We start from the raw sequence: 25,719 nt of genomic DNA on the forward strand, positions 1-25,719 counted from the left end.
CGGCGATGGTGGCAGGGTAAAAGTGTAATTCGGGGCGTGACGATGGACAGACTGACCGAGATGGAAGCCTTTGCGACAGTTGTGGACCAAGGCGGGTTCACGGATGCGGCGCGCAAGATGGGCATATCGAAATCAGCTGTGTCCAAGCATGTGTCGGCGTTGGAAACACGCCTTGGCGCGCGATTGCTGAACCGCACAACGCGGCGCGTAAGCCCCACGGATATTGGTCTTGCCTATTACGACCGTGCGCGACGGGTGTTGAATGACGCGGGCGAGGCTGACAATCTGGTAACCTCCATGCAATCCGCCCCTTCGGGGATTCTGCGCATTGCGGTTCCCACGGATTTCGGGGCTGCGCATGTCTCTCCGCTTTTGGGGGAATTTCTGGAGCGCTATCCGGAAGTATCCGTTAACATGGTTCTGAAAAACCGCTATGTCGAACTGATCTCGGAAGGGTTCGATCTGGCCATACGGATGGGCGACATGGATGACAGCAGCCTGCGCGCCCGTAAAATTTGTGAAACAACCCAGCGCCTTATCGCGTCACCCGCGTATCTGGCCGAACATGGCCGGCCTGCACGGATTGATGACCTGAATGACCATCGCTTGCTGTATTATTCGCACAACGCGGCCACATCTGTCTGGCGCATTACCGCCCCGTCGGGCGAAGTGCGTCAGGTGCGTTCGGCGAGTTGGTTTTCCGTAAATGACGGGCAGTCCCTGTTGAATGCGGCCATTAACGGGCTGGGCATAGCGTATCTGCCAAGCTTCCTGTTCGCGCGGTCAATGAAGGACGGGCTGGTGCAGGATGTGATCCCCGACCTGCCGCAAGATGTGCAGGCGATGCACGCTGTCTTTCCCGCAGGTCGCTATACCCAGCCGAAGGTCCGCGCATTGATAGATTATCTGGTCGAAAAACTGGGCAATCGCAGCGTGAACGACTGGTAAGCGCCGCGCGTTCTTACCCGAAACAGCGCCGCCTCAGTCCCTGTGATACGGACCACCGGCAAGAATTGTTGCAGCGCGGTAAATCTGTTCTGACAACATGACACGGGCCAGCATATGCGGCCACACCATGGCGCCGAATGACACCAGCTTGTGCGCGCGGCTGCGCAAATCGGGGTCCAGCCCGTCCGCGCCCCCGATCACAAAAGCCATATCGCTTATGCCAGAATCGCGGCGGGTGGCGATATGCTGTGCAAAATCGCGCGAGGATATGATCTGCCCGCGTTCATCAAGGGCGATGATGTCGGCATGATCGGGAATCGACTTTTCCAGCAGTCTGGCTTGCGCGGCGGGGGTTGCGGCCTTGCGGTCGTCCAATTCGTGTTCCACGCATGGACCCAGTGACAGCGCGCGGCCTGCTTTGTCGAAACGCGCAAGATAGTCGTCAATCAATGCGCGTTCCGGCCCTTTGCGTATGCGCCCTATGGCGCAGACATGCAGGCGCATCAGCTGGCAGGCACACGGCCTGCGTCCTGCCACATCTTTTCAAGCTGGTAGAATTCCCGCACCTCCGGCCGGAAAATATGGACGACAACATCGCCGGTATCGATCAGCACCCAATCGCCGGTGTCCTTCCCCTCGACGCGGGCGGTCAGGCGAAAGGTCTCTTTCAGGCGGTCCATGAGTTTTTGCGCCATCGCCGCGACCTGCCGGGTCGATCGGCCGGATGCAACGACCATATGATCGGCCATGGCCGATTTTGATCGCAGATCGATGGTAACGATATCTTCGGCTTTATCATCGTCAAGCGAGGTCAGAACCAGATCCAGAAGCGCATCACTGCTTAAGGTGGCAGGTGCCGAGGGTGCCGTGCGGGCCGCAAGTGCGGTAGGTTCTGTGGTAGACAGAGAACTGTCCTCCTGATGTGTAAATGTTGACACCCTCAATTTAACACCATGGCAGCGGTTTCTCAATGATCCAGATAGGCTGTTGTCGCGCTTGTGGTCACTTTTTGCGTAGAAATTGCGCGAAGGGCGCGGTGTGAAGCGTTGCTTACGGTTTGATTCGGGCGTATGACAGCGGGCATGAAACGGTATTTCGACATGACAGACCATGCGCGCCTGCCGCAACGCTTTCAGCGTGAAAACCGGTCTGTGCTGGCACGACTGCGCTGATCTGCCCGCGCCAGCCCTTGGGCTGCCCCTTTCAGCACCGCCAATTCCTCTGATCGCAAGAGAGATCGCCATGACTGTAGCCAAAACTCTGTATGATAAAATCTGGGATGCCCATGTTGTCCATGAAGACAAGGATGGCACCTGCCTGCTGTATATCGACCGTCATCTGGTCCATGAAGTGACCAGCCCGCAAGCCTTCGAGGGGTTGCGCATGACGGGCCGCACGGTTCGCGCACCGGAAAAAACGATTGCCGTGCCGGACCATAACGTGCCCACGACGCCTGACCGCGCAAACGGCATTGAAAACCCCGAATCGCGCATTCAGGTCGAGGCATTGGACAAGAACGCCCGCGAATTCGGCGTGAACTACTACCCCGTGAACGATATTCGTCAGGGCATTGTGCATATCGTTGGCCCCGAACAGGGCTGGACACTGCCGGGCATGACGGTTGTTTGCGGCGACAGCCACACCGCCACGCATGGCGCGTTTGGTGCGCTGGCCCACGGCATCGGCACGTCAGAGGTGGAACATGTTCTGGCCACGCAGACGCTGATCCAGCAAAAGTCCAAAAACATGAAGGTGGAAATCACCGGATCCCTGCGCCCCGGCGTGACCGCCAAGGATATCACCTTGTCCGTCATCGGCGTCACGGGCACGGCAGGCGGCACCGGGTATGTGATTGAATATTGCGGACAGGCCATTCGCGAATTGTCCATGGAAGGGCGCATGACCGTGTGCAACATGGCCATCGAGGGGGGCGCACGCGCCGGCCTGATTGCACCTGATGAAAAGACATTCGCCTATGTGCAGGGCCGCCCGCACGCCCCCAAAGGCGCGCAATGGGATGCTGCGCTGGCGTGGTGGAAAACGCTGCAATCGGATGAGGGCGCGCATTGGGACAAGGTCATAACCCTGCGCGGCGAAGATATCGCGCCGGTTGTGACATGGGGCACCAGCCCCGAAGATGTGCTGCCCATTACCGCAAGCGTCCCCGCCCCCGAGGATTTCAGCGGCGGCAAGGTCGATGCCGTGCGTCGTGCGCTGGACTATATGGGACTGAAGGCGGGCCAGAAGCTGACCGATATCGAAATTGATACGGTCTTCATCGGGTCATGCACCAATGGCCGGATCGAGGATCTGCGCGCCGCCGCCGAAATCCTGAAAGGCCGCAAGATCAAGGTCAAGCGCGCCATGGTCGTGCCCGGTTCGGGCCTTGTACGTGCACAGGCCGAAGAAGAAGGACTGGCGCAGATTTTCATCGATGCAGGGTTTGAATGGCGCCTTGCGGGCTGTTCCATGTGTCTGGCGATGAACCCCGACCAGCTTGCCCCCGGCGAACGCTGCGCGGCTACATCCAACCGCAATTTCGAGGGGCGTCAGGGTCGCGGCGGTCGTACACATCTGATGTCACCGGGAATGGCGGCTGCGGCTGCAATCACGGGCCGTTTGACAGATGTGCGCGAATTGACGACCGAGCCTGCCTGATTTCATCTTGCCTTAAATACTCTGGGGTCCGGGGCAACGCCCCGGCACCTCTGACGAGGAGACGACAATGGACAAATTTACCACCCTTTCCGGTGTTGCCGCACCAATGCCGCTGGTCAATATCGATACGGACATGATTATTCCCAAACAGTTCCTGAAAACGATCCAGCGTTCGGGGTTGGGCAAGAACCTGTTTGACGAAATGCGGTTTGATGACAACGGCAACGAAATTCCCGATTTCGTGCTGAACCAGCCCGCATACCGGCAGGCACAGATTCTGGTCGCCGGTGACAATTTCGGCTGCGGATCGTCGCGCGAACACGCTCCTTGGGCACTTCTGGATTTTGGAATTCGCAGTGTCATTTCGACCAACTTTGCCGATATCTTCTATAACAACTGCTTCAAGAACGGCATCCTGCCAATCGTTCTGCCGCAAGAGCAGGTTGATATCCTGATGGATGATGCCCGCAAAGGCGAGAATGCGCGCATTTCGATCGACCTCGAATCACAGACAGTCACAAGTGCGGACGGGCAGGAATTCCATTTCCAGATTGACCCGTTCAAGAAGCATTGTTTGCTGAATGGTCTGGATGATATTGGCCTGACCCTTGAAAAAGTATCTGCAATTGACAGCTTTGAAGCGCAGGCAAATCAGGCACGTCCCTGGGTTTGAACGCCCAAACCCCCTGAAATGTGGCTTTTTCCAGTCGGCACCCGTGAAGGGTGCCGCTTTTTTTCCACAAATTTGATGCAAAGTCGCGACAGTTCGACCGTGAAATAGCCATAGCCCTGCGCAATATTCAAAAGGGACTTGCTAGGGTGGCGATAAATGGGCAATTTTGTGGCAAAAATAAGGCGGGCGCTTCCGGACAAGCTGGAAATCACGCGTTCTGTCGGAAACACGCGCACCGGATCGCCGGACAGGCGCGGCAAAAGGCAAGGTAGCAGGTCGTCCATGTCCCAAGTGGCAAGCGCATTTTTGCGCGGGTTTTCAGTAGTTGTTCTGATATTGGTGCCCGCGCTTCTGTTGCCCGGTATTTTGCCTGATATATCACAAGGTCTGACGCTGATCGCCCTGATTGCAGGGATTGTCGTTGTGGTGGAATACACCGCCCGCCATCCCGGCCTTATCGAATTCCGTGATGCGAAACCCTATAATCGTGGCCGCTTTGCGCTGCTGTTCGTCATTGTTCTGGCCCTGACGCTGATGCAGCGTGCCGTCAGTTTGCATGACGGACAACATGTGCCGCAGATTGCCATGTGGCTGGGCGCCGCGCTTGATTTCAATTTCAGTCCTGTCCGTATGTTGCGCGCCGCACTGCCCGGCGGCCTGACCGTGGAGCATGCGGCAAATGTGCAGGCAGCGGCATCTGTCGCCTTTGTTCTTGCGCAACTGGGCCTTGTGGGGTTTCTGGCGACGGTTTATTTGCGCTATTGGCCAAACCGCAGCTCGGTTCTGAATGTGTGGGTGAATCTGCCCAATTTTGACCCGACCAAGGGCATTGATGTTGTCCACCGGCTGGAGCGCGAGGGGCAAATTAACATTTTGGTAGGGATTATCCTGCCATTCTCCTTGCCGGTCCTGCTGCATATTTCCAGCTTGCTGGTGCAGCCCTTGACCCTTGAAACGCCGCTGTCACTGGTTTGGGGTGTTGCATTATGGGCTTTTGTGCCGGTCAGTCTGGTGATGCGCGGGGTGGCAATGTACCGCGTTGCGCAGCTTATCCGCGCGCAACGCCGCCGTATCGCGGACGCAGAAGCGTCAGTGCCGTTGCCTGCGCGGTCTGCCTATTCCTGATCTGTCTGATCCCCGCCAGCCTTGGCAACGCCCAGACCCTCGGTTCGGGTGATCTGCGGCTGGCCTTCTGGCGGATTGATCTGGGTGGGCGCGGTCCGGGTCTTGCGCTGCGCGATATCCTTCGCAATGATCCCGCCGCAGCGACCAAGGCGCAGCTTATCGCCCATGTCGCGCCTGATGTGATCGTCCTGTCCGGTGTGGACAACGACCATGACAATGCGACCTTGCGCGCTTTTCGGGACCTGATTGCCAGCTATGGGCATGATTTGCCCCATGCGTTTGCATTCCCGTCCAATGCCGGTGTGCGCACCGGGCTGGACATGACAGGTGACGGTCATGTGGCCGGACCGGATGATACGCAGGGCTATGGCTATTTCGCGGGCCAGAAGGCGTTGGGGATTCTGTCGCGTTTTCCCATTCTGCCTGCGCAATCCCGTGATTTCAGCGGCTTTCTGTGGCGCGACCTGCCTGACACGCTTAGCCCTTACCGCGCAGCCGGATCCATGCCGGACCCTGCGCGTGACGCCATTCAGCGATTATCAAGCACAGGACATTGGGACGTGGCGTTGGATATCCCCAAGCGCGGGTCGTTGCATTTGCTTGTCTATCAGGCAGGGCCACCGGTTTTTGGTGGACGAAACGACAGGAACCTGAATCGGAACCACGACGAAACTGCGTTCTGGCATCATTTTCTGGACGGCGCATTGCCCATGGCCCCGCCCGCGCGGCCATTCGTGCTGCTGGGGGGCAGCAATCTGGACCCGTTTGACGGGGACGGTCTGCATGATGCAATGCGCGCCCTGTTGGCCTACCCTGCGATTCAGGACCCCCAGCCCGCCAGTGATGGAGCCAGCGCAGGCAGAAATAGCGGGCATCGGGGGCCGGATGCATTGGACACTGTGCACTGGCCGCAGGTTCCGGGTCCGGGGAACCTGCGGGTCAGCTATGTTCTGCCGTCATCCGGCCTTCGCGTAACCGGTGCAGGGGTTTTCTGGCCCGCGCCGGATGCGCCGGAATCCGCGCTTCTGGGCAATTCTGACGATCCGCCAACGCGCCATCGCCTTGTCTGGGTGGATATTGATCCGGAAAACCTGTAGCGGCGCAAAAACCTTATGCACCATCGGATGCGTGCCCTAACGCAATGCGCGTTCCCCAGCCATGGCACGCTGCACTGACTGCGGCGGGCGGGGGCGTGTCTGTATAAAAGCAGTCCAGCTGCGCCAGCGACCCGATGCGCGCTGGCGCGCGGCGCTGGAATTTGGACCCGTCCGCCACCAGAAAGCTGCGCCGCGCCTGTTTCAGAATGGACTGGCTGACGCCCACTTCCTGAATGTCAAAATCCAGCATATCGCCGTCTTCATCCAGTGCCGAACAACTGATGACGGCCAGATCAAACTTGAATTGCGCAATGGCTTGGGTGGTTACCGTTCCGACAAGCCCCCCGTCCGACCGCCGCAGCAACCCCCCGACAAGGATGATTTCGCAATGCGGGTTATCGACCAGAATATTCGCCACGTTGATGTTATTGGTCAGCACCAGAATATCCCTGTGCCCCATCAGGGCGCGCGCCACGGCCTCGGTTGTGGTGCCGATATTCAGGAAAATTGAACACCCGTCGGGAATGTCCTGCACGCATCTGGCGGCGATGGCGGCCTTGGCGCCATCATTCAGGCCGCGCCGGTCCTCATATCCGATATTGGCGATGGTGGACGGCATAACTGCCCCGCCATGAACGCGGTCCAGTTTGCCTTGATGGGCAAGTTCGGCCAGATCCCTGCGGATTGTCTGTAGGGTTACGTTGAAATGCGTGGCCAATGCATCAACCGACACGCGCCCGTCGCGGCGCGCTATGGTCAGGATTTCTTGCAGGCGCATCGTCTGCGACATGTGATTCCCCCGTGTGGCGGGTTAGGTTTCGGGCCGGAATGTTCGTTTTTCGTGTTTCTCCTGTGGCTGCGAACATGGCTATCAGATTAATGCCGGAATATCATGGCCAAAATGTTCGTTTTAAGAAAAGCGAACAAAATAACGTCAAAAAATCTGCGTTATTGCGCGAATATCTGCCTTGTGGCACATATGACCGCAGGAAGTTTGCAATTCGCAACCGGAGTCAAGATGACACAGCCCATATCGACGGACCCGACGACGCAGGATGTTTTTGATCTGCTGGTAATTGGCGGCGGAATCAACGGTTGTGGCATCGCGCGCGATGCTGTGGGGCGCGGTTTGTCCGTTGTTCTGGCTGAAAAGGGTGATCTTGCGGGGGCGACGTCCTCTTCCTCGACCAAGTTATTTCATGGCGGGTTGCGTTATCTGGAGTATTTTGAGTTCCGTCTGGTCCGCGAGGCGCTGATCGAACGTGAAACACTGTTGCGGGCAATGCCGCATATCAGCTGGCCCATGCGATTTATCCTTCCATATCATAAGGATATGCGGTTTGAAAGCGATACACCAACGTCAAAACTGCTGTCATTCTTCCTGCCGTGGATGAAAGGGCGCAGGCCCGCATGGCTGATCCGGTTGGGGTTGTTCCTGTATGACCATCTTGGCGGGCGGAAGATTCTGCCAGCGACATCGACACTGGCCCTTGCCAACACGAATGAGGGTGCGCCGTTGCAGGCCCGCTTTGCCAAAGCGTATGAATATTCAGATTGCTGGGTCGAGGATTCGCGCCTTGTCGTCCTGAATGCCCGCGATGCCGAAGACCGCGGCGCGACAATCCTGACCCGCTCCGAGGTGGTCTCTGCCGAGGTGCAGGAGGGGCTTTGGCAAGTTACCATCAAGACCGAAAATGAAACGAACACATTGCGTGCGAAGGCGCTGGTGAATGCGGCGGGTCCGTGGGTCGGTGATGTCATTCATGGAAAATTGCGCCTGAACAGCCGCGAAAATGTGCGGCTTGTGCGTGGCAGCCATATCGTAACCCGCAAGCTGTATGACCATGATAAATGCTATTTCTTTCAAGGGACCGACGGGCGCATCATCTTTGCGATACCGTATGAACAGGATTTTACCCTGATTGGCACAACGGATGCGGAACACAGCGATCCGGCCACCCCACCCACCTGCACCGAGGCCGAGCGCGATTACCTGTGTGACTTCGCCAGCCAGTATTTCAAACGCCCCGTCACGGCAGATGATGTCGTGTGGTCCTATTCCGGTGTGCGACCCCTTTATGACGATGGCGCAAGTTCTGCGACAGCGGCAACCCGCGACTATACATTGAAGGTCGACAAATCCGCAGGTGCGCCCGTGCTGAACGTGTTTGGCGGTAAAATCACCACATACCGCCGTCTGGCCGAATCCGCCTTGGAGAAAATTGGTCAGGTCATGTCCGTTCCCGGTGGCACATGGACCGCCGGTGTTGCCCTTCCGGGCGGTGATTTTCCGCATGACGGCGTTGCCGATCTGGTTGCGGGGCTGCGGCGTGACTATGCGTTCCTGAGTGATTTCTGGGCGCGGCGTCTGGTGCGTGCCTATGGGCTGGATGCGCGCAAGATCCTTGGTAATGCGGTATCCGCGGAAGATCTGGGTCAGGATTTCGGCGCGACACTGACGCAAGCGGAAGTCACCTGGATGATGACCCATGAATATGCGCGCACCGCCGAGGATGTTTTGTGGCGGCGTAGCAAACTTGGTTTGCGCCTGACACGACAGCAAAGCGATGATCTGGCGGACTGGATGTCCCGTCAACCTGTGGCTGGGGGCTAGCAGAACGACATATTCGGGGACAGTCCTGTGCAAAACCTGCCTGCCCAACTGAAGATTTGGCATTGGTTGACGGCGCGCAGTGGTCTAACATCGGTGCAGTGGACCATATCAAGGATCGCGCCCATGCTGACCCTGCTTTGTCATCGCACGGCACCCGATGCGCGGGATGTGCTGACGCATTTCTACCGTGTCGAGGTCAGCTATAACCTGTTCGGCGAATATACGGTTACCCGCGAATGGGGTCGCGTCGGGTCGCGCGGGTGCCATATGAGTGTGTGGTTCGCAAATCTGCGCGACGCGGTGCTGGCGGCGGATAGCGCTGCGCGCAGGGCGGCCACGCGCGGATATGACCTGACCGAAAGGGCCTTTGCGACATCGGCCTGACGCCTTGCGGGGCGCAGGGGCGACCCTGCCTTGCCCCTGTCAGATGTGCTTAGACAGTTTGTGCAAGGGCACTTGCTGCAAGGCTCTTTTTCGGGTCGTAGAACGGACGCTCGACCACTGTGGCGGCAACTGCGCCCGATTGGGTCATCACCTCCAGTTCAAGGCCAAGCTCGCAACACTCCGCAGATACCATGGCCAGCGCAATGTTCTGGTCCAGCCGCGGTGAATAGATGGCCGACGTGACCTTGCCGACGCAGTTGCCGTTATGACTGATCGTCCAGAATGTCGTGTTCGGGCCGTCCAGCGGTGCGCCGCCCAGACGCAGACCAACCTGCTTGCGTTCCACCCCGTTGTCACGAATGCGCTGCAATGCGAACTTGCCAATGAAATCGGTGTCCATCTCCAGATCGACCAGACGATCCAGACCCAGTTCATAGGGGTTGGTGTTGATGTCCGCATCCGCATGATAGGACAGCATGCCGCCTTCGATCCGGCGAATAGTCGATGTGTGGCCGGGTTTCAGCCCCAGCGGCAGCCCTGCGGCCATGATCCGTTCCCACAAGGAATCGCCGCGTGAGCCATCGCGCAAATACAGCTCATACCCCAGCTCGCTGGACCAACCGGTGCGCGACACAATCAGCGGAATGCCGTCCAGTTCTACTTCGCGTAGCCAGTAATAGCGCAGGTCCATGATGCTGTCGCCAAACAAGGCGCGCATCACCTCGCCGGATTTTGGCCCCTGCAACTGCAAGGGCGACACGTCAGGTTCGGTGATTGTGACATCCAGCCCCGAATGTACTGCAACACCCTGCGCCCACAGCAGAATATCGCTGTCGGCCAGGGACAGCCAGAAATGGTTTTCGCCCAGACGCAGCAGAATAGGATCGTTCAGAATGCCGCCATGGGCATTGGTGATCAGCACATATTTGCACTGCCCCACGGCCATGTTCGACAAATTGCGCGGCGTCAGCATCTGGACGAATTTTGCGGCATCCGGACCAGTAACCTCGACCTGACGTTCGACGGCCACATCACACAGGATCGCATCATTCACGAGGTTCCAGAAGTTCTGAACCGGATCACCAAAATCGCGCGGGATATGCATATGATTATAAACCGAAAACCCCTGCGCGCCCCAACGCACGGTCGCGTCGAAATAGGGTGATTTGCGGATCTGGGTGCCGAAGCCGAAATCTTGCAACTGTGTCATGTTATCCCCCCGTATTGACGGCCGGCTGCCTGTGCCGTGATCCGTCTGAATGCTGCGCTGACCATAGCGATCCGCAGGGCGGTGTCTGTCCTGAAAATTGGGTCTGTCCCAGTCTGTTCGGACCGTTTTTTTGGCAGTTGCCAGACTGAACAGGCGCATTTCCCTAGCGCGCAGGCGGGGCCGCGAGTTTGGCAAGATTCGGCTGGCCTGACTTCACCTGCTTGGTCGTGATATAGACGAAATACCTGTCAATGCCGATATCGGCTGACAGCAGGTCATCCATCAGGTTCTGGAACGCCGCCATGCGGGGAACGAACACAGTCATGATATAGTCGATCCCGCCACCGGTCGCGACACATTCGGTGATTTCATCGACGCTGTGGATATAGGCCTCGAACCGGTCGAAATCCAGTTTGCGATGATGTGTCAGGGACACTGTCACAATGATCTTTGTGAAATCCGCGATCCGGTCCAGCGCGACCTTTGCATGGTAGCCACGAATGAAGCCTGCCGCCTTCAGCCGGTCCAGACGTGCCCAGCATGGTGTGGGCGACAGGTTGACGATTTCGGCCAGTCGCGTTTTGCTAAGCTGGCCGTGTTGCTGCACTGCGCTAAGGATGCGGATATCGGTAGCATCAAGTGCAGATCGTTTCATTCCTGTGCCTCTTGCAGCGGCCGCGGACAGAATGCCCCCGTACATGGCCTTCACTGTGGCAGTTTAACCCAACACGAATGCGCGGATACAGGGCTATGCGACCACCTTCGCGCTGATCGCGGCATATTTTCAGGCCAGTCCGGTTAAACCGGCGCACCTGTCGGACCACGCCCTAGCTGAACACCGCGCCTGTCAAAGGCCCTGTGCCGCGCAGCAATTCGGCCGCCGCCATCGCGCGTTTGCCTTCGCGCTGCACATCAGTTACCTGCACAGCCCCCTTGCCACAGGCGATTGTCAGCCCGCTTAGTACCTCGCCCGGTGCGCCGGTTTCGTCCACAGCCTGCGCGTTCAACAGTTTCAGCCGCCCGAACGGGGTGTCGCACCATGCGCCCGGAAACGGCGACAGCGCGCGGATCTGGCGCGCGATTTCATCGGCAGGGCGCGTCCAGTCAATACGGGCTTCGGCCTTGTCGATCTTGGCGGCATAGGTGACGCCCGTTTCAGGCTGCGGTTGGGGCGTCAGGTCTGGCAGGTGGTCAAGCGTGCGCGCAATCAGCCCTGCGCCCATCTGTGACAGGCGGTCATGCAGGGTCTGGGCAGTGTCATCGGGGCCAATGGGCGTGGTTTCGCGTAACAAAACCGGTCCTGTGTCCAGCCCCGCTTCCATCTGCATGATGCACACGCCCGTTTCTTTGTCACCCGCCATGATTGCGCGCTGAATGGGTGCTGCCCCCCGCCAGCGCGGCAACAGGGACGCATGGATATTCAGACACCCCATGCGCGGCGCGTCCAGCACAGTTTGCGGCAGGATCAGCCCGTAGGCCACGACAACCGCCACATCCGCGCCAAGGGCTGCAAAATCGGCCTGCGCCTGTGCATCCTTCAGGCTGGTGGGGTGACGCACGGGCAGGCCCAACGCATCGGCGCGGGCATGAACCGCACTGGGGCGGGGCTGTTTGCCACGGCCAGCAGGGCGCGGGGGCTGGGTATAGACGCACACGACATCATGCGCGGCATGGATCGCGTCCAGCGCTGCAACCGAAAAATCCGGCGTGCCCATGAAGATAACGCGCATTCAGCCCGCCTTTCTGGCGCGGCGCAGCAGCATGTCGCGCTTCAGCTTGCTTAGGTGGTCGAAATACATCTTGCCGTTCAGGTGGTCGATCTGGTGCTGCACGGATGTCGCCCAAAGCCCCACAAAATCACGATCCTCCTGCGCGCCACTGTGATTTACAAACCGCACTGTCACGGCGCGGGGGCGCTCAATGCTGGCCCAGACACCGGGCAGGTTGGGGCTGGCTTCATCATGGCTGCGCATTTGTGCGCTGGCATGCAGGATTTCGGGGTTCGCCATGCGCACCGCCTGACTGCGCGCGTCGGACGCATCCACCACCGCCAGCCGCAGCATGACGCCGATTTGCGGCGCGGCCAGCCCGACACCCGGCATCGCTTCCATCGTGTCGATCATATCGGTCCAGATGGCGCGTATGTCGTCGGTGATTGCATCAACCGGGGCTGCGGGACTGCGCAGGCGTTTGTCCGGCCACGGGATGCAGGGCCGCACACTCATCCACGGGCCTGTTCGCGCTTGAACTTGACCATCTTGCGCGTGATCATCTGGCGTTTGATTGCGCCCAGATGGTCGATGAACAGCTTGCCATTCAGGTGGTCCAGCTCATGCTGCGCGCAGGTGGCCCAAAGCCCGTCAAATTCGTCTTCGTGCATTTTTCCGTCAAGGCCCATCCAGCGCATGGTCACGCGCGCCGGTCGGGTGACTTCGGCGTAGTGTTCCGGAATGGACAGGCACCCTTCTTCATAGGTGTTCATGTCATCGGATGTGGCAATGATTTCGGGATTGACCAGCACCATCGGGCGGGGGGCTTCACCTTCTTCCTTGACGCAATCCATGACGAACATGCGCTGCAACACGCCGATTTGCGGCGCGGCCAGTCCAACACCGGGCGCGTCATACATGGTTTGCAGCATGTCTTCGGCCAGCTTGCCAATCTCGGGGGTTATCCCGTCAATCGGGGTGCAGGGCTTCTTCAGCCGCGGGTCGGGGTGTATCAGGATCGGGCGCAGGGTCATGTTTTGCGATTTAAGCCAAGCCACACGCCTGTTCAATGGGGCATTTTCCGCTTGCAGCGCGCACGCGCACAGGCCAGCTTGTTCCAAAACCGGAGGCACCCCATGAATTTCGACCAGATCATTGACCGGCGCGGCACCCATTCCATGAAATGGGACATGATGCAGGACCGTTACGGCGTATCCCCCGACACCGGAATTTCCATGTGGGTGGCCGATATGGATTTCCGTCCGCCGTCCTGTGTGCAGGACGCGCTGCAAAAGGCGGTGGATCATGGTGTATATGGCTATTTCGGGGATGATGATGCCTATCGCGCGGCCATTTGCTGGTGGATGGCGAACCGGCACGGCTGGCAGGTGGACCCCGCCCATATTTTCACCACGCACGGGCTGGTGAATGCCGTTGGCCTGTGCCTGCATACATGGACACAACCGGGTGACGGTGTGGTGTTGTTCACGCCGGTCTATCATGCGTTCGCGCGCACCATTCAGGCCGCCGGTCGCAAAGTGGTCGAATGCCCGCTGGCGTTGAATGATGGCCGCTATGAAATGGATTTTGATGAAGCCGATGCCCTGATGACCGGACAGGAACGCATGCTGGTCCTGTGTTCGCCGCATAACCCCGGCGGGCGTGTCTGGACGGCGCAGGAATTGCGCAAGGTCGCTGATTTCTGCGCGCGCCATGACCTGATTCTGGTGTCTGATGAAATTCACCACGATCTGGTGATGCCCGGCAGCCGCCATCTGCCCATGGCCGTGGCCGCGCCGGACTGCGCGGACCGTCTGGTCATGCTGACCGCTGCGTCCAAGACATTCAACCTTGCTGGCACGCATTGCGGCAATGTCATCATTGCCGATGCCAGATTGCGCGGGCAGTTCGCCACTACGCTGGCCGCGATGGGCATTTCGCCCAATTCCTTCGGGCTGCATGCTGTAACAGCGGCCTATTCACCGGCAGGAGCGGAATGGGTCGATGCGTTATGCACCTATCTGGACGGCAACCGGCAGGTGTTTGATGCGGGCATGAATGCCATTCCCGGTGTGCGGTCCATGGCGTTGCAATCCACCTATCTGGCTTGGGTGGATTTTTCAGGCACGGGTATGGACCCGCAGGAATTCACCGCAAGGGTCGAGCGTGACGCCCAGATTGCCGCCAATCACGGGCCGACATTCGGAACAGGCGGCACGGCCTATCTGCGCTTCAACCTTGGGGCACCGCGGTCAGTGATCGAACAGGCGGTGGCACGTTTGCAGGCCGCGTTCCGCGATCTGCAATAACCCCATGCACAGGGGGCGTGCACGAATGCAGATTGCGCCACCGTGCCCCCTGCCCATATGTCCCCCCAAGCAAATGGAGGGCTTCAAATGGGCCGATTGATTGACGGCGAATGGTCAAGTGAATGGTATGACACCAGCAAAACCGGCGGCGCGTTCAAACGCGACACGTCACGTTTTCGCAACTGGGTCACAGCAGACGGCAGTGCAGGCCCGTCTGGCGAAGGTGGTTTCAAGGCGGAAGCCGGGCGCTATCATCTGTATGTGTCCTATGCGTGCCCGTGGGCACATCGCACCCTGATTTTTCGCAAGCTGAAGGGGCTGGAAGGGCTGATTGACGTGTCGGCGGTTCATCCCGACATGCTGAATGACGGCTGGACCTTCGCGGATGATTTTGACGGCGCCACGGGTGACCGGCTGTTCGGGCACAAGTTCATGCGCGACATCTACACGCAGGCCGATCCGAAGATTTCGGGGCGCGTGACTGTGCCTGTGTTATGGGACAAGGAGCGCGGAACAATCGTGTCGAACGAATCCGCCGAGATTATTCGCATGTTCAATTCCGCCTTTGACGGGCTGACGGGCAACACCGATGATTACTATCCGCAAGCGCTGCGGGCCGATATTGATGCCGTGAATGACCGCATCTATGACACGGTGAATAACGGCGTTTACAAATCCGGCTTTGCCACCACGCAGGCGGCCTATGATAAGGCGGTTGTGCCGCTGTTTGACTCGCTCGACTGGTTGGAAGACCGGTTGCAGGGGCAGCGCTACCTGATGGGCAATACCCTGACCGAGGCGGATTGGCGGCTGTTCACCACATTGGTGCGGTTTGACAAGGTGTATCACCTGCATTTCAAATGCAACCGTCGCCGGATTGTGGATTACCCCGCATTATGGGCCTATACGCGCGACTTGTTCCAGCATGCGGGCGTTGCGGAAACGGTGAATTTCGACCATATCGTGCGGCATTATCACTACAGCCACGATACGATAAACCCGAACCGGATTATTCCCATCAATCCGGATCTGGATTTCAACGCACCTCATGGCCGCGACAGGCTTTGATACCGCGTAACCGCACTGTTCACACAAAAGCGATTCCCATAAGATTTGTCCTGCGCTAACGTGGGGCAAATTTCTTAGGGGGTGGTATGCGTATTCTTCCGGTTCTGGTGGCAGTTCTTGGTTTTGGTTTGGGTTCAGCAGCGCAGGCGCAAAGTTGCGGCGGCAATTTCGGTTCATTCGTTCAGGGCCTGAAATCAGAAGCCGCGACCCGCGGCTATGACCGCGCCTTGATTGACAACTTCTTTGCCAATGTCCGGCAGGAACAGGCGGTTCTGAATGCGGACCGGCGGCAGGGCATCTTCCAGCGCCCGTTTCTGGATTTCTCGCGTGCGCTGATTTCGCAGAACCGGATGAATGCGGGGCGGTCGAATGCGGATCGCCACGCGAATATCTTTCGTGCGGCACAGCAGACCTATGGTGTTCAATCCGGCATCCTGCTGGCCTTTTGGGCGTTCGAGACGGATTTCGGCGCGGTTCAGGGCGATTTCAACACGGTCAATGCGCTTGTGACGCTGTCGCATGATTGCCGCCGCCCCGAACTGTTCCGCCCGCAGGTGTTTTCCGCGATTGAAATGTATCGCCGTGGCATGCTGGACCCCGCGCGCACGCGCGGTGCTTGGGCTGGCGAAATCGGTATGGTGCAGAAATTGCCTTCTGACATCATAAATCACGCGGTCGATGGGGACGGGGACGGGCGCATCGACCTGCAAAACTCTGTCCCCGATTCCATCCTGTCGGCGGCATCGATGCTGCGCGCCAAGGGCTGGCGCCCGAATGAACCGTGGATGCATGAAGTCGCCCTGCCAAGCGGGCTGGACCTGACGCAAACAGGGCTGCGCAATGAACTGACCGTCAGCCAGTGGCAAAATCTGGGCGTGCGCCCCACCCATGGCAGCCTGCCATCGGGGAACATGCGCGCGTCTGTGATCCTGCCGCAAGGGCATCGCGGGCCAGCGTTCATGGTTTTCCCGAATTTCAACACGCTGTTTGAATGGAACCAGAGTTTTATCTACATCACCACAGCCGCCTATTTCGCCACGCGGCTGATGGGGGCACCAGTCTATCAGGCGGGCAATCCCGAACAGGGGCTGAATCAGGACCAGATGCGCCAGTTGCAGCAAAAACTGGCACAGCGCGGGTTCGATGTTGGCGGTATTGACGGCATTCTGGGCGCAAATACGCGCGCGGCAGTGCAGGATATTCAGGCGCAGCTTGGCCTGCCCGCGGATGGTTGGCCCACACCCCAGTTGTTGCGCATGCTATAGTGCCTTTGCGGCATTTCAGGCGCTTGCGCAAATTTTTGTTGGTTTTGCGTGGATTTTCTTACACTCTTCACGCCTGCGTGAGGATCGCGCGGAAAAGTGAAATTGTGCAAGTTAATGGAGTGACGCCATGGGACGCAGGGATGATTTGATTGAACGCTATGCCTCGGATTTACGGGAAAAATGCGGGGTGAACCCTGATATGGAGCTGCTGCGCAAGGTGACCATAGGATGTGGCCCATCCATCTATGACGCAGATGCCAGCACGGTTGCGGCCACGCAACAGCATGAACTGGATACGGTGCGCAGGGGCTTCCTGATCAAGAAACTCGGTTTGCCGGACGGGCCTGAACTGAACGCCGCGATTGATGCGGTCATTGAACAATATGGCCGGTCGGAACGGAACAAGTACCGTGCGGTTGTGTATTATTTGCTGGTCAGACATTTCGGCAAGGAAGCGCTATACCACTGATTGCAGTGATTAAACTTTTAGATTTTGTTCGCTTGAAATCGGCGTGCATCACTGGTTTGATTAACGTGCGGGTCAGGATGGCCGGCCTTATTTCTTCCGGTGCTGTGAAGGGCATATGGGTGAGTGGGGCCGCGTTCCATGCGCGGCCCCGTTTCCATTTCCCTTTGTGCGTCGTGAAATGACACCGCTTCGTCAGATGCCGGCCCAGAAATGACCGTTTTCCGCCAGTATTCCGATTGTGATGCAATTTTTCAGGCGTTAGGTTGAAACAACCCGACGCCAACCCTTATCTGAGGGTGAAAGGCGCTGTTGGCGCCGCCTGAACAAAGGATCTGGTCATGAGTGAATTCAGCAGTTTTCCAGTTTTGCCGCTGCGGGACATGGTGGTGTTTCCGCATATGATCGTGCCCCTGTTTGTCGGGCGTGACAAATCCGTGCGCGCACTGGAAGCGGTGATGGCAGATGACAAGCAGATCCTGCTTGTTTCGCAGAAGGATCACACGCAGGAAGATCCGGGCAGTGATGATATCTACCGCGTTGGCGTGCTGGCCAATGTGCTGCAACTTCTGAAACTGCCCGATGGCACCGTCAAGGTGCTGGTTGAAGGGCGCGCCCGCGTCCGTATTTCGGAATTTCTGGAAAATGATTCCTATTTCGAGGCCTTGGTGCAGCCCGTGCCCGACACCCAGGGTGATGCCGCCACAACGACAGCCCTGATGCGTTCGGTTCAGGGGGAATTCGAACGCTATGCGAAAGTGCGCAAGAATATCCCTGATGAGGCGCAGGCCGCGATCGCTGAAGCAACCGATTCCGCAACCCTTGCGGATCTTGCGGCCGGGCATCTGGGCGCGAGTGTGGAACAGAAACAGGCACTGCTGGAAAAGCAGGATATTTCTGCCCGTCTGGAAGAAATTTACGGGCTGATGCAGGGCGAATTGTCGGTCCTTCAGGTCGAACGCAAGATCAAGACCCGCGTGAAAAGCCAGATGGAACGCACCCAGCGCGAATATTACCTGAATGAACAGATGAAGGCCATTCAGAAGGAACTGGGTGACGGCGAGGACGGCCAGAACGAAGTGGCCGAACTGGAACAGCGCATTGCCGCAACCAAATTGTCCAAGGAAGCCCGCACCAAGGCCGAGGCCGAAGTCAAGAAGCTGAAGAACATGTCGCCCATGTCCGCAGAAGCGACCGTTGTGCGCAATTATCTGGACTGGATGCTTGCCATTCCGTGGGGCACCAAAAGCCGCGTCAAGAAAGACCTTGGCCGCGCGCAAGACGTGCTGGATCAGGATCATTACAGTCTGGACAAGGTCAAGGAACGCATTGTCGAGTATCTGGCCGTGCAGGCGCGTTCATCCAAGCTGAAAGGCCCGATCATGTGCCTTGTCGGCCCGCCGGGCGTGGGCAAGACCAGCCTTGGCCGGTCGGTTGCGAAGGCAACGGGGCGCGAATTCATCCGCATCTCGCTGGGGGGGGTGCGTGACGAATCCGAAATCCGTGGCCACCGCCGCACCTATATCGGGTCGATGCCGGGCAAGATCATTCAGGCCCTGAAAAAGGCCAAGACGACGAACCCGCTGATCCTGCTGGACGAGATTGACAAGATGGGTCAGGATTTCCGCGGTGACCCCGCCAGCGCCATGCTGGAGGTGCTGGACCCTGAACAGAACTCCACCTTCGTGGACCACTATCTTGAGGTCGAATATGACCTGTCCAATGTCATGTTCCTGACCACCGCGAACAGCTATAACATGCCCGGCCCGCTTCTGGACCGGATGGAGGTTATTCCCCTGTCCGGTTATACCGAGGATGAGAAGCTGGAGATTGCGCGCCAGCACCTGCTGCCCAAATCCGTCAAGAACCATGGCTTGCGCCGTGGTGAAATGACAATTTCTGATGGGGCCATCACCGAAATCATCCGCCGCTACACCCGCGAGGCTGGTGTGCGGAACCTTGAACGCGAACTGAACAAGATCGCGCGCAAGGCGGTGACGAAGATTATCAAGAAGGAAACCGACAAGGTCATCGTCGCGCGTGACAACCTGTCGGATTTTCTGGGCGTGTCGCGTTTCCGGTTCGGCCTGGCCGAGCGGGAGGACCAGATTGGCGTTGTAACCGGCCTTGCTTGGACGCAGGTTGGCGGCGATTTGCTGCAAATCGAAGCGCTGCGCCTGCCGGGCAAAGGCCGGATGAAAACCACTGGCAAGCTGGGCGATGTGATGAAGGAATCCATCGATGCGGCAAGTTCCTTCGTGCGCTCTATCGCGCCGGATATCGGGGTGAAGCCGCCGCGTTTCGATGCGCTGGATATTCACGTCCACGTTCCCGAAGGCGCCACACCCAAGGACGGGCCAAGCGCTGGTGTTGCGATGGTCACGTCCATTGTGTCAGTGCTGACGCAAATTCCGGTGCGCCGCGATATTGCCATGACAGGCGAGGTGACGCTGCGCGGTAATGTGCTGGCCATTGGCGGGCTGAAGGAAAAGCTGCTGGCGGCTTTGCGCGGCGGGATCACAACAGTTCTGATCCCGCAGGAAAACGTCAAGGATCTGGCCGAAATTCCCGATAACGTCAAAGAGGGGCTGACGATCATTCCCGTCGAGAATGTTCGTGACGTGTTGCGTCACGCGCTTGTCTCGCAGCCCAGTGCCGTCGAATGGGACGAGGAAGCCGAGGAAGCCGCCCGTATGGCCAGACTCGCCGCCCCGTCCTCTGATGAAAAGCCGCGCGCTGCGCATTGACGCTGCCAGATCGCGGAATGACCCCCGGCGTATCGCATTACCCAAGGTGGTGCGATACGCCCGCCAGTTCGTGGCCTTAGGCATTTTGCAGATCAGGCCTTCGCGGTTGTTTTCCTGACGCTTTCATCCTCTGCCCCTCTTGCGCAGAATAATTCCAGCGGGTAAGGAACCCATCGGGGGCGATTAGCTCAGCGGTAGAGCGCTTCGTTCACATCGAAGATGTCAGCGGTTCAAATCCGTTATCGCCCACCATACACTCCAACCTGACATATTGAGGGTGAACCGGAATATGCTGTCGGCAGTGGTGCCGACAGGTGCAACGCAAAATCTGGCTGGCAGGCTGCGGTGGTTCAGTCCCCCTGGTTCAGGACATTCCGCGCAAAGGACTTCTGGAATTCTGCCTGCTTTTCAGTGCCCGCTTCGGTCTGGTATTTGTCCCGCCACTGATTATAGGGCATGCCATAGATGGCTTCGCGGGCAGTGTCCTTGTCCATATCCAGCCCGCGCGCATTGGCGGCTTCCTGATACCAGCGGGACAGGCAGTTGCGACAGAACCCTGCAAGGTTCATCATGTCGATATTCTGCACGTCGCTGCGCGTGTCCAGATGTGCCAGTAGCGCCCGAAATGCGGCGGCTTCCAGTTCGGTGCGGGTGGTGTCGTCCATCATTTCCTCCGGCATGTTGACTTGTTGGACCTGTTCATTCTTGCGCCCGACGTCAAGTCGGCAGTATCACGGGGCTTGATATTCTGCGCCAAAATGATAACCGTTTGCGCTAACAGCTTCGGCAGGCTGGCAAGTGTTGGACGACCAGCATGTCAGACCCGCAGAACGCATTTCGGGGTCATACCCGCCTGAAAGGACCTTGCATGACCGCTTTACGTCGCCACCGCATGATCAAGATTGTCGCCACCCTGGGGCCGTCGTCATCCAGTTACGAGATGATACGCGCCCTGTTCGAGGCGGGTGCGGATGTGTTTCGCCTGAACATGAGTCACGGCACACATGAGGAAACCGCGCAGCGGCATGCGATTATTCGTCAGGTCGAGGCTGATCTGGGCCGCCCCATCGGTATTCTGGCCGATCTTCAGGGGCCGAAGCTGCGGATCGGCGCATTTGGCAGTGGTCCGGTGGATTTACAGGTCGGTCAGGCATACCGGCTTGATCTGGACAAGGCGCCGGGCGACAGCAAGCGTGTAAACCTGCCCCACCCCGAGATTTTCGAGGTTCTGGAGCCGGGCGCCGAATTGCTGGTCAATGACGGCAAAGTCCGCTTGAAGGTCGAGGCATGCGGGCCGGATTTCGCGGATTGCACCGTGACTGTGGGCGGCGTTATTTCGGACCGCAAGGGTGTGAACGTGCCCGATGCTGTGTTGCCGGTCGCGGCACTGTCTGACAAGGACCGCAAGGATCTGGAATTTGCCTGCCGTTTGGGTGTGGATTGGCTGGCACTGTCCTTCGTTCAGCGCCCGTCAGATGTGCTGGAGGCCCGCCAACTGGCGCAGGGGCGCGCGGCAATCCTGTCCAAGATTGAAAAACCCGCAGCAGTGAAGGCGTTTGACGAAATTCTGGCTGTATCTGACGGCATTATGGTGGCGCGTGGCGATCTGGGGGTTGAACTGCCTGTGCAGAACGTGCCGCCCATCCAGAAACGGCTGGTGCGCAAGGCCCGTGCGGCCGCGAAACCCGTGATTGTGGCAACCCAGATGCTGGAATCCATGATCGAAAGCCCCATGCCCACCCGCGCCGAGGTATCGGACGTTGCGACGGCGATCTATGAAGGGGCCGATGCGGTGATGTTGTCGGCAGAATCTGCCGCAGGGCAATTCCCCATCGAGGCGGTGACAACCATGAATAATGTCGCGATCGAAGTTGAAAGCGACCCCACCTATATTGATGTGATCGATGCGTCGCGCAAGAATGTGCATCACCACTCTATCGCGGATGGCATTGTATCGGCCGCACGCGAACTGGCCGAGAAAACGGATATTGCCGCCATCTGCTGTTTCACCGAATCGGGCACGACAGCCAGCCTTGTTGCGCGTGAACGTCCGCATGTGCCGATTCTGGCACTGACACCTTTCGTCGGGGTGGCGCGGCGCTATTCGCTGACATGGGGTGTGCATTGCGAACAGGTCAACGAGGTCGAGCGCTTCAAGAAGGCCGTTATCAATGCCGTGCGCGTGACACGGAAATACGGATTTGCCACTGAAAAGGACCAGATCCTTGTGACTGCGGGCATCCCGTTCAACCAACCGGGCACCACCAATATTTTGCGCGTGGCACCTTGTGCTGAGCACTTGATTGTTCAGGGAGAGCCCGAGTAACCTGACCATGCCTTGTGTTGCGTGGTGGGTATGGAATTAGAAACCTTGTTTCTGTTGGGCGTGTATCTGCTGCCGCTTGCGATGGTCAGTGCAATGGCTGCATGGGCCGACAACCGTAAACCCGTTTTGGGCCTGCTGCTGTTGTTGTGCAGTGGCGGCCTGATTGCGTGGGTCTGGGTGCAACGCCCCGACGGCATGTTTGCCTTGCGCGAGATACCGGAACTTACCGTGGCGCTGGCCGCGCAGGTTATGGCACTTTTCTAGGGAAACCAACTTGCGCCCCCCCGACTTCTGGTGTAGCGAGCACGCTCTAGTTGATGCGTCCGGCCAAGTGGCATGCCGAGTCGCATCGTAAACCGGTTTTCGAACTAAGGAGTCGGAAATGCCCAAGATGAAGACCAAATCAGGCGCGAAGAAGCGCTTCTCCATGACCGCCAGCGGCAAGGTCAAGGCAGGTCAGGCCGGCAAACGCCACGGCATGATCAAGCGGACCAAGAAATTCATTCGCGACGCACGCGGCAACACCATCCTGTCCGATCAGGATGCGCGTATCGTCAAGAAATATATGCCCTACGACCGCTAAGGAGGCGCTGTCATGTCCCGAGTAACTTCCGGCAAAGTCACCCATGCCCGTCACCGCAAGGTCGTAAAAGCCGCAAAAGGCTATTATGGCGCGCGGTCGCGCAATTTCCGCACTGCAACGCAGGCGGTTGACAAGGCCAACCAATACGCAACCCGTGACCGCAAGGTACGCAAGCGGAATTTCCGCGCATTGTGGATTCAGCGTATCAACGCTGCCGTGCGCGAAATCGACCCCAACCTGACCTATTCGCGTTTCATCAACGCACTGGGTCTGGCCGGTATCGAAGTGGACCGCAAGGTTCTGGCCGATCTGGCCGTGCATGAACCCGAAGCCTTTGGCCAGATTGTTGCCAAGGCACAGGCCGCAATGGCCTAAGGGGTCCGCAACACCCGATCTGAATGAACCGCATGCCCCCGCGCATGCGGTTTTTTCTTTGCCCGCAGGATGAACCGCGATATGGCAGACGAAAATCGGCCAGCCCCTTGGCCTTTATCCACCGACTGCCCATATAGGGCAAAAGAGTAATACAGAGGGCGATTATGCTGGAATTGAACGCAGGCGCGAATGCCGCCGATGAAACCCTTATCGTTGATGGCTCGGACCGTGATTTTATGGCACAGGTCATTGAGGTCAGCAAGGACGTGCCGGTTATTGTCGATTTCTGGGCGCCCTGGTGTGGCCCGTGCAAGACCCTTGGCCCCGCGCTGGAGGCAGAGGTGCGCGCCGCCCGTGGCAAGGTGCGTATGGTCAAGATCAATGTCGATGAAAACCAGGCAATTGCCGGTCAGTTGCGCGTCCAGTCCATTCCCACGGTTTACGCGTTCCATCAGGGCCAGCCGGTTGACGGGTTTCAAGGTGCGCAGCCGCCCGCCGCGTTAAAGGAATTTGTGGCCAAGCTGGCCGCGCTGGCATCTGGTGATGACGGGCTGGACGCCGCGCTGGATGAGGCCGACAGCATGCTGGAACAGGGGGCCGCAACAGATGCCGCGCAGGTTTTTGCGGCTGTTCTGGCAGAGGAGCCTGAGAATGCCCGCGCCTTCGGCGGGTTGGCCCGCGCCCATATCGCCGCTGGTAATCTGGATCAGGCAGAGGCGCTTATTGCCAATGTTCCCGCCGCCATCGCCACCACCCCGGAGGTGGAGGCCGCACGCGCGAAGCTTGCACTGGCCCGTCAGGCCGAAAATGCGGGACCGGTCGACGATCTGCGTGCGCAGGTTCAGGCGGAACCCGACAACCATCAGGCGCGGTTTGACCTTGCGCAGGCATTGTATGCAACCGATCAGGTGGAAGCGGCGATTGACGAATTGCTGGAATTGTTCCGCCGTGATCGTGACTGGAACGAAGCGGCAGCCAAGGCGCAATTATTCACCATTTTTGATGCCTTGAAGCCGAACGACCCGCTTGCCGCAAAAGGGCGGCGCAAACTTAGCTCGATGATATTTGCCTAAGCCGGTTTGCGGGTTAGGTTCCCTGTCATGGTGCGTATAAAAGACCTTCCCGATCTGATTCCCGTGTTTCCATTGCCGGGGGCGTTGCTGTTGCCGCGCGCCCGTCTGCCGTTGCATATATTTGAACCCCGCTATCTGGCCATGCTGGATGATTGCATGAAAACCCCGCAGCGGCTGATCGGAATGATCCAGCCGCGCAGCGTTCCGCAAAGTGACGAAAAGGCGTTGCACAGTATCGGCTGTGCGGGTCGCCTGACCGCGTTTTCCGAAACCGAAGACGGGCGCTACATGATTACACTGACAGGTGTTTCGCGGTTTCGTCTGCGTCAGGAAGTGTCGGGTTTCACGCCTTACCGCCGCGCTGAAATAAGCTGGGACGGGTTTGAACGGGATCGCGGTGATGACGAACAGGACAGCGGGTTTGACCGCGACCAGTTCTTCGATGTGCTGCGGCGTTTTTTCACGATACACGGCCTGTCGACGGATTGGGACAGCCTGACCGAGGCAGATGACGAATTGCTGATCAATTCCCTGTCCATGCTGTGCCCGCTGGACCCTGACGACAAACAAGCCCTGTTGGAAGCGCCATCCTTGACGACGCGGCGCGAAACGCTGGTCACATTGATGGAATTCGCGCTGCGCGGCGGCTCGGACGAGGCGATGCAATGAACGAAACCCCAAGCCGGAATTTTGACAGGCGTATGCTGGAAGCCCTTGTGTGCCCGCTGACGAAGGGGCGGCTAAGTTATGATGCGCAGGCGCAGGAACTGGTGTCAAAGGCCGCGCACCTGGCCTTTCCCATCCGCAACGGGATTCCCATCATGCTGGTCGATGAAGCCCGCGAAGTCGATTGATTTTCACCTTTTGGCCAGAATCCGGGGGCCGCAAATAGATACGCCCTGACCAATGGTCAGGGCGATCCGAGCAGTAAACGTGCCGTTGGTCAGGCGACACGGGTGGAAATCGGGCGGCCGGTCAGCGTTTGCGTTCCGGCCTTAATGATGATGTGGCCATTCCCCAACGCACGCACAAAAACACCCTGAGCGGTGATGTACTTGCCGATCTTGATTGTGCGTATCATGGTCTGGT

Annotated in this window: 30 protein-coding genes and 1 tRNA gene; 20 read left to right on the forward strand and 11 right to left on the reverse strand. The window is 58.5% G+C overall.

Annotated features, from left to right (window positions below; translation table 11 throughout):
• Positions 1-42 precede the first annotated feature (42 nt).
• On the forward strand, positions 43-948 hold the full coding sequence (locus ACTIE1_RS08040) for a LysR substrate-binding domain-containing protein (protein WP_439562001.1): 906 nt from the start codon (positions 43-45) through the stop codon (positions 946-948).
• 33 nt (positions 949-981) lie between these two features.
• Here the strand turns inward: ACTIE1_RS08040 and rlmH are convergent, their stop codons facing one another.
• The gene (rlmH, locus tag ACTIE1_RS08045) at positions 982-1,452 is read right to left on the reverse strand and encodes a 23S rRNA (pseudouridine(1915)-N(3))-methyltransferase RlmH (protein WP_439562002.1); all 471 of its coding nucleotides are present in this window, start codon (positions 1,450-1,452) and stop codon (positions 982-984) included.
• Positions 1,452-1,775 (reverse strand): ribosome silencing factor, encoded by a 324-nt coding sequence (gene rsfS, locus ACTIE1_RS08050; RefSeq protein WP_439562151.1) that lies wholly within the window; start codon positions 1,773-1,775, stop codon positions 1,452-1,454. The genes rlmH and rsfS overlap by 1 nt, the downstream gene beginning before the upstream one ends.
• A gap of 415 nt (positions 1,776-2,190) precedes the next feature.
• On the opposite strand from rsfS, the gene leuC reads away from it, so the two are divergent.
• Together leuC and leuD are read left to right on the forward strand one after the other, a co-directional pair.
• Entirely contained in the window at positions 2,191-3,606 is a 1,416-nt protein-coding gene (gene leuC, locus ACTIE1_RS08055; protein WP_439562003.1) for a 3-isopropylmalate dehydratase large subunit, read from the forward strand.
• A 67-nt stretch (positions 3,607-3,673) separates the two neighbouring features.
• Positions 3,674-4,279, forward strand: coding sequence for a 3-isopropylmalate dehydratase small subunit (leuD, locus tag ACTIE1_RS08060; RefSeq protein ID WP_439562004.1), 606 nt, complete (start codon positions 3,674-3,676; stop codon positions 4,277-4,279).
• Here leuD and ACTIE1_RS08065 read toward each other — a convergent pair.
• Positions 4,258-4,563 carry a hypothetical protein gene (locus ACTIE1_RS08065; protein WP_439562005.1) on the reverse strand — a complete coding sequence of 102 codons (306 nt, stop codon included), beginning with the start codon at positions 4,561-4,563 and terminating at the stop codon, positions 4,258-4,260. The genes leuD and ACTIE1_RS08065 overlap by 22 nt on opposite strands.
• Here ACTIE1_RS08065 and ACTIE1_RS08070 point away from each other — a divergent pair.
• Both ACTIE1_RS08070 and ACTIE1_RS08075 read left to right on the forward strand, forming a co-directional pair.
• Positions 4,562-5,404: a hypothetical protein gene (locus ACTIE1_RS08070; RefSeq protein ID WP_439562006.1), complete on the forward strand. Its 843-nt coding sequence runs from the start codon at positions 4,562-4,564 to the stop codon at positions 5,402-5,404. The genes ACTIE1_RS08065 and ACTIE1_RS08070 overlap by 2 nt on opposite strands.
• A 116-nt stretch (positions 5,405-5,520) precedes the next feature.
• Positions 5,521-6,501 (forward strand): endonuclease/exonuclease/phosphatase family protein, encoded by a 981-nt coding sequence (locus ACTIE1_RS08075; protein WP_439562152.1) that lies wholly within the window; start codon positions 5,521-5,523, stop codon positions 6,499-6,501.
• 13 nt (positions 6,502-6,514) lie between these two features.
• Here ACTIE1_RS08075 and ACTIE1_RS08080 read toward each other — a convergent pair whose 3' ends face one another.
• Positions 6,515-7,291 carry a DeoR/GlpR family DNA-binding transcription regulator gene (locus tag ACTIE1_RS08080; protein ID WP_439562007.1) on the reverse strand — a complete coding sequence of 259 codons (777 nt, stop codon included), beginning with the start codon at positions 7,289-7,291 and terminating at the stop codon, positions 6,515-6,517.
• Positions 7,292-7,519: 228 nt separating this feature from the next.
• On the opposite strand from ACTIE1_RS08080, the gene glpD reads away from it, so the two are divergent.
• Positions 7,520-9,115: a glycerol-3-phosphate dehydrogenase gene (gene glpD, locus ACTIE1_RS08085; protein WP_439562008.1), complete on the forward strand. Its 1,596-nt coding sequence runs from the start codon at positions 7,520-7,522 to the stop codon at positions 9,113-9,115.
• A 123-nt stretch (positions 9,116-9,238) separates the two neighbouring features.
• Entirely contained in the window at positions 9,239-9,499 is a 261-nt protein-coding gene (locus ACTIE1_RS08090; RefSeq protein ID WP_439562009.1) for a WGR domain-containing protein, read from the forward strand.
• A 49-nt stretch (positions 9,500-9,548) separates the two neighbouring features.
• On the opposite strand, the gene ACTIE1_RS08095 is transcribed toward ACTIE1_RS08090, so the two are convergent.
• The 5 genes from ACTIE1_RS08095 to def (ACTIE1_RS08115) all read right to left on the reverse strand — a co-directional run bounded on the left by ACTIE1_RS08095 (position 9,549) and on the right by def (ACTIE1_RS08115) (position 13,452).
• On the reverse strand, positions 9,549-10,709 hold the full coding sequence (locus ACTIE1_RS08095; RefSeq protein WP_439562010.1) for a glycine cleavage T C-terminal barrel domain-containing protein: 1,161 nt from the start codon (positions 10,707-10,709) through the stop codon (positions 9,549-9,551).
• A 163-nt stretch (positions 10,710-10,872) separates the two neighbouring features.
• Positions 10,873-11,364 (reverse strand): Lrp/AsnC family transcriptional regulator, encoded by a 492-nt coding sequence (locus ACTIE1_RS08100; protein ID WP_439562011.1) that lies wholly within the window; start codon positions 11,362-11,364, stop codon positions 10,873-10,875.
• Between the two features lie 172 nt (positions 11,365-11,536).
• Complete coding sequence (fmt, locus tag ACTIE1_RS08105) at positions 11,537-12,439, reverse strand: methionyl-tRNA formyltransferase (RefSeq protein ID WP_439562012.1); 903 nt, start codon at positions 12,437-12,439, stop codon at positions 11,537-11,539.
• The gene (gene def / locus ACTIE1_RS08110; RefSeq protein ID WP_439562013.1) at positions 12,440-12,934 is read right to left on the reverse strand and encodes a peptide deformylase; all 495 of its coding nucleotides are present in this window, start codon (positions 12,932-12,934) and stop codon (positions 12,440-12,442) included.
• Positions 12,931-13,452: a peptide deformylase gene (gene def / locus ACTIE1_RS08115; RefSeq protein ID WP_439562153.1), complete on the reverse strand. Its 522-nt coding sequence runs from the start codon at positions 13,450-13,452 to the stop codon at positions 12,931-12,933. Before def (ACTIE1_RS08115) ends, def (ACTIE1_RS08110) begins: the two co-directional genes overlap by 4 nt.
• Before the next feature lie 102 nt (positions 13,453-13,554).
• Here def (ACTIE1_RS08115) and ACTIE1_RS08120 point away from each other — a divergent pair, with 102 nt between their 5' ends.
• The 6 genes from ACTIE1_RS08120 (at position 13,555) to ACTIE1_RS08145 (ending at position 20,525) form a co-directional block, all read left to right on the forward strand.
• Positions 13,555-14,727 carry a MalY/PatB family protein gene (locus ACTIE1_RS08120; RefSeq protein ID WP_439562014.1) on the forward strand — a complete coding sequence of 391 codons (1,173 nt, stop codon included), beginning with the start codon at positions 13,555-13,557 and terminating at the stop codon, positions 14,725-14,727.
• 87 nt (positions 14,728-14,814) lie between these two features.
• Positions 14,815-15,795 carry a glutathione S-transferase family protein gene (locus ACTIE1_RS08125; protein WP_439562015.1) on the forward strand — a complete coding sequence of 327 codons (981 nt, stop codon included), beginning with the start codon at positions 14,815-14,817 and terminating at the stop codon, positions 15,793-15,795.
• A gap of 86 nt (positions 15,796-15,881) precedes the next feature.
• Entirely contained in the window at positions 15,882-17,060 is a 1,179-nt protein-coding gene (locus tag ACTIE1_RS08130) for a lytic murein transglycosylase (protein WP_439562016.1), read from the forward strand.
• A gap of 127 nt (positions 17,061-17,187) precedes the next feature.
• On the forward strand, positions 17,188-17,529 hold the full coding sequence (locus ACTIE1_RS08135; RefSeq protein WP_439562017.1) for a DUF2853 family protein: 342 nt from the start codon (positions 17,188-17,190) through the stop codon (positions 17,527-17,529).
• 338 nt (positions 17,530-17,867) lie between these two features.
• Positions 17,868-20,273: an endopeptidase La gene (gene lon / locus ACTIE1_RS08140; RefSeq protein WP_439562018.1), complete on the forward strand. Its 2,406-nt coding sequence runs from the start codon at positions 17,868-17,870 to the stop codon at positions 20,271-20,273.
• Between the two features lie 177 nt (positions 20,274-20,450).
• Positions 20,451-20,525 (forward strand) — tRNA-Val (locus tag ACTIE1_RS08145).
• Positions 20,526-20,623: 98 nt separating this feature from the next.
• Here the strand turns inward: ACTIE1_RS08145 and ACTIE1_RS08150 are convergent.
• Positions 20,624-20,938, reverse strand: a complete 315-nt coding sequence (locus tag ACTIE1_RS08150; RefSeq protein ID WP_439562019.1) for a DUF1244 domain-containing protein — start codon at positions 20,936-20,938, stop codon at positions 20,624-20,626.
• Positions 20,939-21,141: 203 nt separating this feature from the next.
• On the opposite strand from ACTIE1_RS08150, the gene pyk reads away from it, so the two are divergent.
• The 7 genes from pyk (at position 21,142) to ACTIE1_RS08185 (ending at position 25,484) form a co-directional block, all read left to right on the forward strand.
• A complete protein-coding gene (pyk, locus tag ACTIE1_RS08155) occupies positions 21,142-22,599 on the forward strand; it encodes a pyruvate kinase (protein WP_439562020.1) in 1,458 nt (485 codons plus the stop codon).
• Positions 22,600-22,629: 30 nt separating this feature from the next.
• Complete coding sequence (locus tag ACTIE1_RS08160; RefSeq protein WP_439562021.1) at positions 22,630-22,863, forward strand: hypothetical protein; 234 nt, start codon at positions 22,630-22,632, stop codon at positions 22,861-22,863.
• A gap of 118 nt (positions 22,864-22,981) precedes the next feature.
• Positions 22,982-23,182 carry a 50S ribosomal protein L35 gene (gene rpmI / locus ACTIE1_RS08165; RefSeq protein WP_274352190.1) on the forward strand — a complete coding sequence of 67 codons (201 nt, stop codon included), beginning with the start codon at positions 22,982-22,984 and terminating at the stop codon, positions 23,180-23,182.
• Positions 23,183-23,194: 12 nt separating this feature from the next.
• Positions 23,195-23,557, forward strand: coding sequence for a 50S ribosomal protein L20 (rplT, locus tag ACTIE1_RS08170; RefSeq protein WP_439562022.1), 363 nt, complete (start codon positions 23,195-23,197; stop codon positions 23,555-23,557).
• 164 nt (positions 23,558-23,721) lie between these two features.
• Entirely contained in the window at positions 23,722-24,630 is a 909-nt protein-coding gene (gene trxA, locus ACTIE1_RS08175) for a thioredoxin (protein WP_439562023.1), read from the forward strand.
• A 27-nt stretch (positions 24,631-24,657) separates the two neighbouring features.
• Positions 24,658-25,299, forward strand: a complete 642-nt coding sequence (locus ACTIE1_RS08180; RefSeq protein ID WP_439562024.1) for an LON peptidase substrate-binding domain-containing protein — start codon at positions 24,658-24,660, stop codon at positions 25,297-25,299.
• Positions 25,296-25,484 (forward strand): Trm112 family protein, encoded by a 189-nt coding sequence (locus tag ACTIE1_RS08185; RefSeq protein WP_439562025.1) that lies wholly within the window; start codon positions 25,296-25,298, stop codon positions 25,482-25,484. Before ACTIE1_RS08180 ends, ACTIE1_RS08185 begins: the two co-directional genes overlap by 4 nt.
• Before the next feature lie 89 nt (positions 25,485-25,573).
• Here ACTIE1_RS08185 and ACTIE1_RS08190 read toward each other — a convergent pair whose 3' ends face one another.
• Entirely contained in the window at positions 25,574-25,711 is a 138-nt protein-coding gene (locus ACTIE1_RS08190) for a hypothetical protein (RefSeq protein WP_439562026.1), read from the reverse strand.
• Positions 25,712-25,719: the final 8 nt, after the last annotated feature.

The sequence above is a fragment of the Roseinatronobacter sp. genome (genome assembly GCF_051859525.1).
Lineage (GTDB): Bacteria > Pseudomonadota > Alphaproteobacteria > Rhodobacterales > Rhodobacteraceae > Roseinatronobacter.